The sequence below is a fragment of the Acidaminobacter sp. JC074 genome, from assembly GCF_022496765.1.
Classification (GTDB): Bacteria; Bacillota; Clostridia; order Peptostreptococcales; family Acidaminobacteraceae; genus JABXKX01.
In genome coordinates this window covers 16,116-31,048 of record NZ_VANV01000031.1, presented here as the reverse complement: position 1 = coordinate 31,048, position 14,933 = coordinate 16,116, and the positions used below count along the sequence as shown (strand labels likewise).

The 14,933-nt window shown below is 36.1% G+C and carries 15 protein-coding genes; 5 read left to right on the top strand and 10 right to left on the bottom strand.

What is annotated here, in order from left to right:
• Nucleotide 1 precedes the first annotated feature (1 nt).
• From EZV73_RS25230 to EZV73_RS25210, 5 genes are all read right to left on the bottom strand, one after another.
• Complete coding sequence (locus EZV73_RS25230; protein WP_240843235.1) at nt 2-940, bottom strand: ABC transporter permease; 939 nt, start codon at nt 938-940, stop codon at nt 2-4.
• 2 nt (nt 941-942) lie between these two features.
• Complete coding sequence (locus EZV73_RS25225; protein ID WP_240843234.1) at nt 943-2,898, bottom strand: peptide ABC transporter substrate-binding protein; 1,956 nt, start codon at nt 2,896-2,898, stop codon at nt 943-945.
• 1 nt (nt 2,899) lies between these two features.
• Nucleotides 2,900-4,141 carry a M20/M25/M40 family metallo-hydrolase gene (locus EZV73_RS25220; RefSeq protein WP_240843233.1) on the bottom strand — a complete coding sequence of 414 codons (1,242 nt, stop codon included), beginning with the start codon at nt 4,139-4,141 and terminating at the stop codon, nt 2,900-2,902.
• Between the two features lie 148 nt (nt 4,142-4,289).
• Complete coding sequence (locus tag EZV73_RS25215) at nt 4,290-6,284, bottom strand: sigma-54-dependent Fis family transcriptional regulator (RefSeq protein ID WP_240843232.1); 1,995 nt, start codon at nt 6,282-6,284, stop codon at nt 4,290-4,292.
• 111 nt (nt 6,285-6,395) lie between these two features.
• On the bottom strand, nt 6,396-7,898 hold the full coding sequence (locus EZV73_RS25210) for a serine/threonine-protein kinase (protein ID WP_240843231.1): 1,503 nt from the start codon (nt 7,896-7,898) through the stop codon (nt 6,396-6,398).
• 88 nt (nt 7,899-7,986) lie between these two features.
• Between EZV73_RS25210 and EZV73_RS25205 the strand changes: the two genes are divergently transcribed.
• From EZV73_RS25205 to panF, 3 genes are all read left to right on the top strand, one after another.
• On the top strand, nt 7,987-8,415 hold the full coding sequence (locus tag EZV73_RS25205) for a hypothetical protein (protein WP_240843230.1): 429 nt from the start codon (nt 7,987-7,989) through the stop codon (nt 8,413-8,415).
• A gap of 332 nt (nt 8,416-8,747) precedes the next feature.
• On the top strand, nt 8,748-9,011 hold the full coding sequence (locus EZV73_RS25200; protein WP_240843229.1) for a YhdT family protein: 264 nt from the start codon (nt 8,748-8,750) through the stop codon (nt 9,009-9,011).
• Nucleotides 9,011-10,462 carry a sodium/pantothenate symporter gene (gene panF / locus EZV73_RS25195; protein ID WP_240843228.1) on the top strand — a complete coding sequence of 484 codons (1,452 nt, stop codon included), beginning with the start codon at nt 9,011-9,013 and terminating at the stop codon, nt 10,460-10,462. Before EZV73_RS25200 ends, panF begins: the two co-directional genes overlap by 1 nt.
• A 54-nt stretch (nt 10,463-10,516) precedes the next feature.
• On the opposite strand, the gene EZV73_RS25190 is transcribed toward panF, so the two are convergent.
• The 5 genes from EZV73_RS25190 to EZV73_RS25170 are packed head-to-tail and all read right to left on the bottom strand — an operon-like array spanning nt 10,517 to nt 13,648.
• Nucleotides 10,517-11,293, bottom strand: a complete 777-nt coding sequence (locus EZV73_RS25190) for an epoxyqueuosine reductase (RefSeq protein ID WP_240843227.1) — start codon at nt 11,291-11,293, stop codon at nt 10,517-10,519.
• On the bottom strand, nt 11,268-11,828 hold the full coding sequence (locus EZV73_RS25185) for a DUF3841 domain-containing protein (protein WP_240843226.1): 561 nt from the start codon (nt 11,826-11,828) through the stop codon (nt 11,268-11,270). The genes EZV73_RS25190 and EZV73_RS25185 overlap by 26 nt, the downstream gene beginning before the upstream one ends.
• Nucleotides 11,815-12,387 (bottom strand): DUF3841 domain-containing protein, encoded by a 573-nt coding sequence (locus EZV73_RS25180; RefSeq protein ID WP_240843225.1) that lies wholly within the window; start codon nt 12,385-12,387, stop codon nt 11,815-11,817. Before EZV73_RS25180 ends, EZV73_RS25185 begins: the two co-directional genes overlap by 14 nt.
• Complete coding sequence (locus EZV73_RS25175) at nt 12,388-13,077, bottom strand: helix-turn-helix transcriptional regulator (RefSeq protein WP_240843224.1); 690 nt, start codon at nt 13,075-13,077, stop codon at nt 12,388-12,390.
• Between the two features lie 10 nt (nt 13,078-13,087).
• Nucleotides 13,088-13,648 carry a DUF3841 domain-containing protein gene (locus EZV73_RS25170; RefSeq protein ID WP_240843223.1) on the bottom strand — a complete coding sequence of 187 codons (561 nt, stop codon included), beginning with the start codon at nt 13,646-13,648 and terminating at the stop codon, nt 13,088-13,090.
• 362 nt (nt 13,649-14,010) lie between these two features.
• Between EZV73_RS25170 and EZV73_RS25165 the strand changes: the two genes are divergently transcribed.
• Both EZV73_RS25165 and EZV73_RS25160 read left to right on the top strand, forming a co-directional pair.
• Entirely contained in the window at nt 14,011-14,385 is a 375-nt protein-coding gene (locus EZV73_RS25165; protein WP_240843222.1) for a PilZ domain-containing protein, read from the top strand.
• A gap of 107 nt (nt 14,386-14,492) precedes the next feature.
• Entirely contained in the window at nt 14,493-14,906 is a 414-nt protein-coding gene (locus EZV73_RS25160) for a GNAT family N-acetyltransferase (protein WP_240843221.1), read from the top strand.
• The last annotated feature ends 27 nt before the right edge of the window (nt 14,907-14,933 follow it).

Below are 14,933 nucleotides of genomic sequence, written 5' to 3'. Positions count from 1 at the left end.
CCTATTCCTCCTTAGATAGTTTGATTCGAGGGTCAATTAGCGTCATCAAGACATCACCTAACATGATACCTACTACACCCAGTACTGAGAATATAAGTACCAATACCTGCACAAGATTGTTATCCTGTCTTTGTATCGCTGTTACTAAAAGTCTGCCCATACCTGGAATACCATAAAGGTTTTCTACAACTAAGAAACCTGCTATGGTTAACAAGATCTCTACAGGAATTCTTTGAGCAATTGGTGTTACTGCATTTCTAAATATATGTCCGTAAAAGTTTCTTGTGTCACTGATGCCTTTAGACGTATTAAAACGAACATAATCTTTTGTCTTTTCATCAACCATGAATCGTCTGATCCAGATGGCATAATTGGCGCTCGATACAAGGGCTATAGAAAATACCGGCAAGAACCATGTTCTAGGATCTGTTTCAACAAACTGAGTCGGTAAATTGAGCCATTTGGTGACAAAAATCTGTATCATAAACAAGTAAATCAAGTTAGGGACACTTCGCACAAAGACAACATAAAAAGTCCCTATGTGGTCAATAATGGTGTCTTTATACTGGGCCATCAATGTACCAAGGAATACACCCATCACAAGGCTGAGGGCAACCCCTGCCAAGCCAAAGCTAATGGAATAGCCCGCCTTTTCACCGATGATCGATGACACTGGGGTACCAGGAGATACTGTAATAGAATCTCCTAGGTCACCTTTTGTAGTGTTTAATACAAATTTACCATAGTTGAGAAAGACATTGCCTTTCACACCAATCTCCTCAAGATACATTTCACGCTGAGACTCACTTAAACGTTCATAGTCATTTCTGGTGAAATAACCTGTTGTCGGCATCAGCCTCAAGAGTGCAAATATAAGAAATGATACAATGATGACTGTTACTAAAGAATGTAACATTCTTTTTGATAAATATTTAAGCATAATTAGAAGCCTGCATTTTCTTTCATTTGGAAGTATTCACCTTTAGTTAAGATATGATCTAACTTTGTCATACCCTTGTATTTGAATCTTGTAATACCAAATCCGCCATACGGTGTTTGGAATTGATCTGTTCTAGACATAGAGTAACCACCACCTGCTGATTTATAAGGAATGGTATAAACCATATCAATGTAATAAGCTTCTGCTTCAGAGAACATTTCATAACGCTTGTTTAAGTCATTTTCTTCAATGGCAGCATCCACCATATTATCAAATGTTTCATCTGAGTATCTACCATCGTTTACAGAGCCGCCTGTTGTCAGTCTACCAAGCTGTGCCGCTGGATCTGCGTACTTGAATGAGAATGAGTCATATACAATATCAAAGTAACCAGGTACAATAACATCATCATACTTTGAATTTGAGAACTGAGCGATTACCACATCCACAACATCTGTACCAAACGTCTCTTCAACAGTCAGTTCAAAAAGTTCAGCAAGCATAATATTATCTGCATCCATAGAATCTACAAATGTAATGGTAATTGGTAACATGCCATCTATTTCATAAGAAGTTATTGGACTCATATCAACTGTAGCAGGACTTACACCTTCAATTGTGCCATTTGGTGCAAGAGCTGCAATAGCCTTAGCCATATATTCCTTTGCAAGTTCAGGATTATAAGTGCCGTCATGAACTTCTTTGTATGGTTTAAGTGAATCATAGCTTGTATAGTCTTTACCGTCGTTGTCAAATACAACACCATAAGGAATGATTGTATTGGTTAAATTGTTAGCTGGATTGTAAGCATCAAATACTTGTTGTAAAACCGTTCTGTCAAGACCGTGATATAGAGCTTTTCTAAAGTCGTGATTATCAATAAAAGCATCAAACTCAGGGTTAACAGATTCAAAGTTAAGTGCAAACCAGTAGTTGACTGTTGATTTCATATCTGTGTAGATATTGTCTTCATATTCAGAACCTAATAAAGATTCAAGTTGTAAACCATTGATGCCAACACTGTCAATTTCACCTCTTTTGAACATCTCTAAAGATGTGGTCGCATCAGCAACCTTTAACATGTTGATGTTATCGATTTTTACATTTTCAGCATCCCAATAGAATGGATTTTTTACCATTTGGATCTGCTTGTCTCTTTGCCAATTGTTCAAGTAGTAAGCACCGTTGTATAACATCTTGTCAGGTGTTAAACCATAATCGTCTCCCACTGCATCTACAAATGCTTTTTCCATAGGTAAAAATAACTCTGTTACCAACATAGATAAGAAGTAAGGTGTTGGATACTCTAAAGTGTATTCCACAGTGTATGTATCTAAAGCCTTGATACCTATCACATCATCAAATGTCTTTCTAACTTCATCTTCATCACCTGTAATCACACCATCTTGGATATCAACAATTTCCCAGTAGTAATCATAAAAACCCTTGATATTATCTCTGGCGATTTTTACATTGGTTACATTGTTATCAGGATCAGCAATATAACGCATAGCCTCAACAAAGTCATCAGCTGTCACTTCAAAGTCTGTTTCATTGCCTTGATAGTCTACCCATTTGATGCCTTCTTTAAGTTTGAAAGTCCAAACAGTAAAGTCATCATTAACTTCCCAGGAATCCGCTAGAGCAGGTACATATTTCCCTGTATTTGTGTTTTCTACAAGACCGTCTAAAGTATTAGCAGTCATTTTCATTTCAGTTGTATTGGTTAAATTATAAGGATTTAAGACTGGAATCTCCTCATAGTAAACAGATGTAAAAGTATCCAGTTTTGCATCCTCTTCAACTTCTACAGTTCCTGGATCTGTATTATCTAGTGGACTTGACGTTTCTGTTTGAGTCTCACTTACATTTCCTGTGTTGGATGAATCACCACTTGAACAGGCGATCATACTAAATGTCATCGCTAAAACAAGTAATACAGCAACTAATCTTTTCATTCTAAAGCTCCTCCTCTATTGTTTTCAGTGTGTGTACATAAATATTAAATGCGTTTTCTATTAAATCAAATGAAATAAATTCATTTGCTTTATGTGTGTTTGTAATATGATAATTCATCCTTGGACCAAAAGATAAACAGTTGGTCTCGAAAGATCTGCCATAGGTGGCACTCCCAGTTTTAAAAGGTACAGACTCGTAATCACCTGTTATATCTTGATAACAAGAAAGAACCGTCTTAGAAAACTCAGAAGTCATGTTGGTTACTGATCCAAACAAGATATCTGTCTGAACAGGTTTGATCTTCAAAGCCTTCATCTCCTCTTCAAAGGCATCTACAAAATCATTTAAATCTACTTCTGGTGGCACCCTTAGATCTGCATAAATCACCCCATCTCTTACCATGCCAAAGCACATGGTGGTATCCTTTTTATAAATCTCTTCAAGACAAGTCAGTTTATGGTCACCACTCGGTTCTATCAAATTATTGACCAACTCAAATAGTGGATCAGAATCGGGATTCATATAAGCCAGCTTGACCAAGGCGTTTTCCCCTTGTGTAGGCCTAGATGCATGGGCAGACTTGCCCTTTACTTGTATCTTGTCTCTACCATGCCATACCACGCGGTCCATAACTGAATTATAGCCCTGACCGCCATGAAGTTTGATTTGACTTTCAGTATGGAGTTCGTAATTAAGCAGATGTTTTTCAGAATATGAAAATGGAAATGTCCCGTCAAATACCAAGGTATACTTGGGCGCTTTATGGATTTCCTTATACTTTTGTATGCCTCTAAAGCCTGTTTCTTCATCAGATCCAAATATGATACGAATCGGGTACTTCATGTCGACTTTTTCATCTAACAGTTGCTTAACTGCTAAAACAGCTAAAGCTGCTGGCACTTTATCATCTGCTGCACCACGCGCAATCAGCTTATCGTCTACAATTTTAGGTTCAAAGGGTGGATGTTCCCAATGATTTAAATCTCCTGCAGGTACCACATCTAAATGGGTTAAAATGGCGATGTATTCATCACTTTCACCAGTTTCAGCATAGGCGTACATCCCTTGTGGATCTAAAAAAGTCTTTAAACCAATAGCTTGGCAATAGTCCAGCATGTCCTTTTGACAGTCCACAATGGTCTTGCCAAACACTGCATCTTCCAATATACCACCATGACCATAAACAGATTCGTATTTCAACAAGCGTTGACTCAGATACAGAATCTCTTCAAAGTAATTCACTTTCTCCCCCCTTTTGATTTCTAAGGTAAATTATCTGTCTATTCTGAATATACGCAAAATGGATGCCAAGTTAAATTGAGCGTAAAAATAGCACCTATTTCAGTAAAAAACTAAAATAGATGCCTCAGTCATTCTATATAGGTGGTTTTTAGGTGGTTAACAGGTGGTTGTCTAACACCCTAATACCTTCATCAGTGACAAAACTGCCTGCCCTGCCTTTACTTGAAGATAAATACCCTTTTTGGACCAACTTCTTAATCCTAGCTCTGATTTGATTTTCAGTTAAGCCAAGCTGATCATAAGTCATAGTTTGAATGTTTTGTCTTCCACATGAAATGCCTTGTTTGTTACACTTATATACAAGCTCCAATATATGATACTCTTGATCCGTAATCAGAGAAACGGTTCTTGATTTTACTTCTACTGACTTTGGCAAGGTCTTTTCGCTTAATAGATTACCTTCAGAAATAGCCTTCATATACTCAATGCTACCCTTAAGTTCTCTTATATTTCCCTGCCATGTCTTTTGAGTTAAAATACCTTCTGCCTCTTTTGTTATTTCATATTCTCCTAATAAGAAATGCTCTATCAAAAGCGGAATGTCTTTTCTTCTTTCCCTCAGAGGTGGCAAATTGACCGTCCCCATTTTCAAACGATAGTACAAGTCTTCTCTAAACTCACCTCGTTCCACCATTTGTCTTAAATTTTTATTGGTTGCAGCGATGATTCTTACATCAACCGACTTGATGATAGTACCACCGATTCTTATAATTTCACCTTCTTGCAAGACTCTTAAGAGTTTGGTTTGCATCTTTGGTGAGATATCACCAATCTCATCTAGTAAGAGGGTCCCTCCATTTGCCAACTCAAAAAGCCCCACCTTACCACCTTTTTTGGCACCTGTAAAAGCACCGTCTTCATAACCGAAGAGTTCACTCTCTATAAGTTCATCTGTAAAGGCACTAAAGTTAATAGCCAGATAAGCCTTATCAGCCCTATTAGAAGCATTGTGAATGGCAGAGGCAAACAACTCTTTTCCAGTACCACTTTCACCTTCTATTAAAATAGTTAATTCACTTTTGGCAAGTTTATGGGCAATATACTTAGCCTCCATAATTGCAGGTGATGTACCCAATATATGTTCGAAAGTATATTTCCCTATATGGCCTTTCTTAACAAGTTCCTGATTAAAGCGATTAGACTCTAATATTCTTTCTTCAATGTTTTTGACAAAGACTATAATATCACCTGAGGATAACTTCTGGCGACTGAATAAAAGATTCACATGATTAATTGTAAACAGGTCTTCCTGGCTTTGTTTGATACCAATACAGAAATCTACAATGTCTTGATTACGAATGACTTTATCTATACCTTCACCTGAAAAGTTTCTATAAGGCATATTTAAAAGTTCCAAAAGCGGTTTGTTGATCAAAGAAATTTTATTTTTTGTGTCCACTACCAAGACGCCCTCATCAATGGATGACATGATCAGATTGAGTCTTTCATTTAAAAGCATGACCTCTGAAGCATATCTTCCACTCCTCTTGGTGATGTCTACAACTTTAGACAGATACTTTTCACTGTATGATCTGTCTAATGAATCTAAAAGACCAGCAGCCTTTAATATTTGGTGGATAGTTTCTAAACCAAATAAGCGTGGACCAATATTGATCATATTTTCAATATTTTCAGGCATGCCATCAATAGTACCTGGTGAAATGGCATACCGTATGCGTTTGTCTATCTTTGTGCCAGGAAAATAAGGAACCATTTCTATGTCTTCTAATCCAATATGCTTGAGATGAGCAATAAACTGATAGGTTGTGACCTTTGCATCATTAACCACATAAACCTTCTCACCTTTTCTGATCTTAAACAGGTCGTCAACCGTTTCAAAGTTAATCGTCCTAGATGCAATTAAGTCCTCTTTGGCATTAATAGTCCGGTTCATTTCATATATTTCATTGTAAACAATGTCACTTGAATAAATCATCAAATCACATGTAATGTCTTCAGGAAAGTAATCCTCTATACCGTATAATTCGATGTCCTTAAACGTCTCCGAATACTCCATCAACTGTTTCTTCAGTGCTATCGATGTGCTCAGTACCCCTGATATAATCCCTATATTTAAATTCATAAAACCCTCACTTTATTTCAGTTTAACAAGGAAATACAAAAATAAAAAGTAAATTATACTTGCTTTTAATTGGGCAAAAAATAAATCGCCTACTCATAGTAGACGAATCATTTATTCTATTACCACATCCAGTTCAAGAAGTGCCTCATCAACCGTGAGTATCATGGTATTTTCATATTTGCCAGTATAAGACCTAAACATGATGGTGTGTTCTCCTTTATTTAGACCTCCAATTGAGTAGGATCCATCTAGTGAAACACTTGATAAAAATCTAGTGCCTCCGTCTGAAAGCAGAAAAACACTGGCTCCATCTCTAAAACCTTGTCCCTGAGTATTTTTTACAAAGCCTTTTATCTGAGGTTTTTCAAAAACGAGTTTAAGAGCTTCATCTGATAAAGAACCATTTACCACGTCCACAAGCTTTTCAGGTGGACCTGCATAACCGTCTTCAAATTCCTTAATAATTCTTAAGTAGTAGATGCCTTCTTCAACACCTGTTAAATCCAAGTCGTATGTCCCATCTGTATAAACATCCGCCACAACTACTTCTCTACCATTTAGAGTCCTGAGTGAAATTTCAGGTATACCGGTTATCTGAGTATCTATCAGGCTAAGGTCAGGATAAAGCACTTGTCCCTTACCACCACCTTCAAGGCTATCAGTTTCAGCAAGACCTGTTTCTAAAGATTCTCCTACTATTTTTTCTGTCTCATTTAAGTTATCTGCCATATAGTTCTTATTAATAAAACTAGAGCCAGCTATTATGAAAATTAACATTAGGGCTATAAAAAGAGGTCTGTATTTATACTTAGGCCCTAATAAGCCTAAGACCTTGTCAATAGATTTAAGACGTTTTTCAGGATCAAACTGAGTACATTTTATGATGACTCTCTTTAACTGCTTGGAACAATCTAGTCTTTCAATCCATACTTGTTTATGACTGCCTTCAAGCTCAGGTTCTTGTCCACTTAAAAGATAATAAATGGTCATACCCAAATTGTATATATCAGTTGCTTCACTGGTTTGACCAAAACCATATTGCTCCGGTGCAGCATAGCCTACAGTTCCTATGTAACAGGTGTCTTTTTCAGAGCTATCCTTGTAGGTTCTAATAGATGCAATGTCTATCAATTTCAGTTTACCTTGATCATCAATTAAAATATTTGAAGGCTTTAGATCTCTAAATATGACCTTATTGGGTTGTAAACTATGAAAGTAAGCCAAAATGCTACATAAGTCCTTGGCAATCTCAACAGTTCGTTCTTCTTTAAAAGGCCCATGTTCTTCAACGTGACCTTTAAGTGTCTTACCTGATATGTAGGTCTTGATGATATAAATAAAGTCTTCAGTTTCAAAGATTTCTTTGACACTGACAATATTGGAATGTTTGATCTTTATGAGCTGGTCTTTATCTATATTTAAAACATATTCTGATTTTCGTATGGCTTTCAAAGTATAGTAAGTGTCATTGGCTTTACTCTGTATCAGATAGACCGTTGAGGTTTCTGATATGTATAAGCTTTCTACAACTATATAATCTTCATCAAAGAGATGACGGTTTTCTTCTTTTGATAAATCGTATTCTACACTTTTTAAAAAATCTATTGTCCCCATCTGATTTCCTCTCTTATGATTTACACTTATAGAGATATTTAGTATGATTATATCATACAAATTATCCCTTAAATATAGAAAGGCCAACATGTATAAAAAAGCAACATCAGAACTCACTCAAGCACTAAAAAAAGTCAACTCATACGAAGACTTTGAAGCCCTTCATAAGGATGACTTAACTCAAACAAGCTTAGATCAACTTTTAAAACACTATGCTGGTCAGGCTGGTTTGACCATATACAACATCATCAACACAGCTGAAATAGACCAATCCTATGGCTATAAGATATTTAGGGGGCAACATAAACCGTCTAGAGACATCATCATCAAGCTGTCTATCGCCATGAAGCTTAACTTACAAAATACTCAAAGACTCTTAAAAGCTGGACAAGTCAATGAACTTTATCCTAGAAATGAACGTGATGCCATTATCATATTTGCTATCAACAATAACATGAGTTTGAGACAAGTCGACGAAATTCTCTACTCAAGAAAGCAAGAAACCCTTGTTTCATAATTACTTAAACATTCATATCAGATTGAATCATCATAAAAACTATGATATCCTACCATTGGATGATATCTATTAGAGTCATACCTGCTAGAATATATTTATTTGATGATAATCTGCTTTGATCTACGGACGAAGACGGACCAAGTTTATAATTGAGTTTGATGAGTTTTACTCTTTATTTGTGTTGAGAACTTTTAATAAGGGTACATTAATAAATGATTGGTCTATCATTTGTAAGCAGTTAATTACATATTTATTTAGCAGGTGTAGTAGACCTATCAGGTCATGGCTACATTTTTTTATTAGCTAATTATTTTGAAATTGAGGGGTTTGGTATGAATTTTAAAGAAAAAAACTTACAAATCAACAAAGAGGCCAAAATAACTGTAGGACTTTACATATTCTTTTTCCTATGGTGGTTTATTTTAGCCTACGGTATCGGTTTAAAGGATGTATCTGAGTATAAGTATATACTTGGTTTTCCTTCTTGGTTCTTCTACTCATGCATCATGGGCTATGTTATGATTTGTGTGCTTTTAGCATTTGTAGTCAAGAGATACTTCAAGGACATTGATTTTGAAGACAAGGAGGCAAACTAATGGGAAATTCAATGATACTTATACCAATGATCATTTACTTGGTATTCATGTTTGCTATAGCAATCTATACCAATAAGTTTTCAGCTTCTACTGGTAACTTTATGGAAGATTACTTTATTGGTGGTAGGTCAATGGGGGGCTTTGTCCTTGCCATGACACTCATAGCAACTTATTCAAGTGCTTCTTCATTTGTTGGCGGCCCCGGTGTTGCCTACTCTCTAGGTTATGGTTGGATCCTACTTGCCATGATACAAGTACCTACAGCCTTTTTAACACTGGGTGTTCTAGGTAAGAAATTTGCACTCATTTCAAGAAAAATAGGCGCAGTAACTGTTACGGATTATTTAAAAGCAAGATACAACAACAAGTTTATCGTTATTTCAACGTCTATTGCTATGATCATATTCTTTGCTGCAGCTATGGTAGCTCAGTTTATCGGTGGTGCTAAGTTATTTGAAGCCGTTACAGGTTATTCCTATACAACAGGCCTTGTTATATTCGGTATAGCAGTTATTATTTATACAACCATTGGTGGTTTTAAAGCCGTTGCCATTACAGATGCCATTCAAGGTATTGTTATGGTGCTGGCAACTGTCTTTCTACTGGGTGCTGTCATCAAAATAGGTGGTGGTATGGAAGCCATTACAGCTAAGATGATTGAAAGCAATCCATCTGCACTGACACCAACAGCCGGTGGTAAAATCCCAATCCCATTTATACTGTCTTTCTGGGTACTGGTTGGTTTTGCAGTACTTGGTCTACCACAGACAACGGTCAGATGTATGGGCTTTAAGGATTCCAAATCGCTTCACAGAGCCATGGTAATTGGTACAGTCGTTGTAGGTTTTTTAATGTTAGGTATGCACTTGGTTGGTGCTTTAGGTGCTTACGTTGTGCCTGGTTTAGCAGGTGATGGCGCCATTCCTGGTATTACTGTTAAGGTCCTACCTCCAGTGCTTGCTGGTATATTTATAGCAGGTCCTTTAGCAGCTATTATGTCTACTGTCGACTCTATGTTGATACTTGCTTCAGCATCTATTATAAAAGACTTATATTTAAACTACGGTAAAAAAGAAATCCAAGAAAAGAGTCTTAATAGAATTTCTTTTGTAACAACAGGCTTAATTGGTATCATCGTATTTATCTTTGCCATTAAACCGCCAACTATCATTGTATGGATCAACTTATTTGCCTTTGGTGGCCTAGAAGCAGCCTTCTTATGGCCAACGGTACTCGGCCTTTATTGGAAAAAAGCCAATGCAGATGGTGCCATTTTATCCATCGTTACAGGCATTGGGTCCTTCTTTATCTTTAGCATTTACAAGATAAAGCCTTTTGGTATGCATCAGATTGTACCAACACTAACGGTTGCCCTAATAGCCTTTATATTAGGTTCTATCTTTGGTAGAAAAAATGATGAAAAGACCATCCAACTTTTCTGGGGTGAATAATCTAGATAATAAAAAATCCTCATACGACTGAGTCGTATGGGGATTTTTAAAGAGTTAGATTAACTCACTTGATGGTTTAACAGGACTGATTAGCGAACATGGTACACCACACATGCATTTTCCACATGCATCTCCTATACCAATATCATAAACAGGTATATTGTCATCGTATATCTGGTCGTTGCACTTACGTCTATTTACATTAGAATTTTCAATAGCATCAACAACACATTTGTTAATACAAGCACCACAAGAGCCGTTGTACTTGTACAAACACCTTTCATAACCTATATCCATACTTTCTTTAAGTGGCATATTGGTTATAATGGACCCCATTCTGCCACAACACCCCTTATCTGTAATCAAAAGGCCGTGGATACCAAATGTGCCTATCCCAGCGATATGACCTACATGCCTATGGGACCAATCACTCTTTAGAAGCTTTTCATCATAATTATAAGTAGCAGGCATAATCGTAGATTCATAGCCCTCTATTTTCATCAAGGCGTTGACATGGTGGTTGATATCCAATATAAGATTATTGGTTTCTATATTGGCTATATCCCATGCCTTAGAGCTTTCAATTTCACCGATGTTTGACTTGACAATCGCTTCATCGAAAGGCAGAAAAAACACAACCACTGATTTTGCATCCGATAAAAGATCACTTGGTAGAAAATGACTAGGTCCAACAAGTATCTTTAATTCTTCAAAGCGGGGATCTTTTGCATCAGCGGTGCCTATAACAGGTGGTCGCCACTCAGAAGATGTTTCTTTTAAGGTCTTATAAGTTTTTACATAGTCTTCAATCCATATTTCTACTTGATTCATCAAAGCTCCTTACATTTATGATCCAATCTGGTTTTATGGTCCAGGTCGCGGCTCTGACAACACTCGTACTTGAAATGTCAAATACCCTGGGCCATGAACTTAAAATTTTCTTTTTTTCTAGAGGATAATGCGGTTTTAAAAAAACATCTGACCCGCAGGAAATACCTTTCTTTCTTAAGCTTTCGTCAAAGGCTTCTTCATCATCTGGATCTATGCCTATATAGTTCATCTGAAGTATTCTTTCAAAGCCATGATTATCAAATAGAATCAAATCAGACTCTGGTATTTCGAGCTCTAAGACACTAGCATCAGGACCCTGAGTTAAGTAAGCTGAATCCAATGCATGCCAGACTGGGTATTCAGCATGGTCTGGCTTATACATATGACCCATCTGTTTGATGAACCAGTCGTAAGCATGAAGCATTATATGAGAAACCTGTCCATATTTCTTTGTGATATAAGTTTTTTTTACAAAATAATCAGCTTCATTTAGGCCATCTATAACAAGTTGCCTTTGACTGCTATAAACCTTCATGACTACCTCTTATGATATTAGTAATCCATTCCTTCTTAATTTCCCATATGGTGCCTTGTCGTGTGGTTGATAATCTATAAGGTTCAAACAACCTTTCCCATGAAGACTGAATCTTACGTTTTAAAAGTGGATAATGGTTACCAAGACCAGACATGATGATGGCACTTTCATCTGCAATACTATAACGCTCTAGTTCACTATAGTGTTTCTTTAAATCTTTTTCATCTCTAGGAAGATAGAAGTAGTTGACCACATACCCCCACTTTTCTAAGTCGGTAATGACAATCTCACTTTCATCTATTTCCATTTCAAATATAACGGTATCATCAACAATCTGAAGCTGCATTTCCTCGTCAATAGAAACCCATACTGGATAAGTGATATCATCAGGTTTAGTCACCAGCTTTTCAGCACGTTTAGAATACCACTTGTAGAGAGATTTATAATAGTCTGCGTATTCTTCCATCTTCATATTAATGTGTTTAGGGTCTACCCTATAAACACCTTTTTCTTCTATAACCTTTAAGACATCCTTGTGTTGTCTTGTCCATACCCTCATTTAGAAACCTCTCTTTGATTTTCTGTATGCAGTCGGCGACTGACCATAAGTAGATTTAAACTGCCTTGTTAGTGAACCATGGTGTTGATAGCCCACTTTTAAGGCGATTTCCATAATAGAATCATCCGTTTTTATAAGCATATCTTTGGCTTTATCAAGACGAAGCTTTTGAATGTATTCTTTAGGTTTCATGCCCATCTTCTTTTTAAACCATTCACTGTAATAGGCGGTATTATAGTTTTCTAAGTCGGCAAGCATCTTGATATCTATAGGACCATCATAATGGTCGTGGATATACTTAACAGACTTATAAAGCTTATCATCACCAATAAATTGATAGATGTAATTAAATAATGACCTTAGATTACTTTCATCTACCCCTGTATATATTTCTTCTAGTAAAAGCATCCTGATGGCCATCCATCGGTTGTCCAATTCAAAACTTTGACCACCATCTAACCGTCTTAAATCTTCCTGACTGAACATCCTTAATGGGATTTTCATGACCAAGTAGTTTCTACATAAATCTGCTTTAAAACTGTAGGGGCAATTCGGTGGAATCATCCGTATTTTATCTTCATGACTATTAGCAGTATAGCCTTGAAGTGGAATAATCAGCTGACCATAGTCGAATGAGGCATTCACAAGATCTTCTTTAAATATTATTTTTTCAATTAGAAGTTTATCCATTGTCCCACCTTTATGGTCTTGTTATTTTTACAATCCACTCTTTTTTTATTTCCCATATGGCACCCTGAGTTAAGGTAGAAAGCATGTTGCTTTCATCAAAGAGTCTCTTCCATGAATCTAAAACACGACGTTTTAACAAAGGGTAAAAGTTACTGGTATAAATAGATGATTGATCTTTAATGCCTCTTTTTTCTAAGTCCGCTAAATAAGCCTTTTGATCTTCTGAATCTTTAGGGATATACCAGTAATTTAAAATATGATCCCACTTAGCAGCGTCCATGACCAGAAGGTCTTTTTTATCAACTTCCAGTTCTAAAAGTACCTGACCCTTTATTGGGTTGATTTGAATTCGAGGATCTACCGTTAGCCAAATAGGATAAGTACAACCCTCAGGTCTTTTCACTATTTTTGATGCCTCTTTTGAAAACCAGTGATAAGCATCTAGATAAACGTCAGAACAGTCTTCATAACGTTTGAGTATGTATGACTTATCTACTCTATAATGACCTTGTTTATCTAAGACTTCTAGTATTCTTTTATCCTGTCTAGTCCAAACTCTAACCTTATCCATACCTTCACCTTCTTTACATTTATATTTCTAAATCTATTGTAATAAATAATTTCATACCATGCTTAACATATTCCACAGAATAATTTAACCAAAACTAATGATTCTAATCGTGATTACTATGTTCATTATATGCTAAAACTAATTTCAAGGAAAATAAAAAATCTCGACAACCTGTAGGACGAGCGCCACTAGTAAGTTTTCTTTTCAATGTTTAAGATGACTTAATAGTTGGCATTGTCTTACATTCTAAGATTAATAGGGATAAGATAAGAAGTAGGAAATTTTTATCTGATTGCATATCAGAATTCTAATTGGGTATCTATAAATTATTCTATTTCAATGTGATAACTGGGGAAGTATTTATGATAGATCAATATATGAATGAAATTGGCGTCAGTGAGAAAAGACAACGTACACGCTTTTTATATGACAAAACCATACTCTGTTATGAACACAGAGACAATAAACACAAAAAGGTCAAAAAAAAACCTGTGGTCTTTAAGGTAAAAAACATCTCTTACAGTGGTATGAGAATAGAGACCCTCTCTAAGATAAATGAGGGAGATATCTTGGTTTTTAACCTCAAAGATGGTTATGAAATCAGGGAACTTAAACTTGAAATTGTTTGGTCAAATTTTCATTATCAAGATATGGAGGTCCAAGCTGGTGCAAAGTTTATAGAACTTAAAAGAGACGATGTCCTCTTCTTACATACAATCATTTCAAAACTAAAGTGACTCAAGCTAGCAGCTTGAGTTTTTCGGTGTAAAAGAAGTGAAATATTTATCCCCTTCTATTTGTGATATTATTTTATTGGAAGTTAATTAAGCAGAAAGAAGGTAAAATGAATATTATATATAAAGAAAATAAAGACATCTCTAAAGATGATTTAAACAAGCTATACGGCGACAATGGTTGGACACTCTACACCAATGATTTAGATAAACTAAAGCGTTCACTTGAAAAGTCACTTTACGTCAAGTCAGCTTGGAAGGAAGATGAATTAATCGGCCTTATTAGAGTGGTTGGAGACGACGAATCCATCCTCTATATTCAAGATATACTGGTACTTGAAAAATACCACCGTAAAGGGATTGGTAGTAAGCTTGTAAAGGATGTACTTGAAAAATACAGCCATGTAAGACAAAAGGCCTTGTTAACAGGTGAGTCTGAACAACAGGACAAGTTCTACAGAAGTCTAGGATTTATAAAGCCATCTGAAGATCATTGTGTTGCTTTTATCAGACACGACATCTAAAGAAAACCTCACACAATTGTGTGAGGT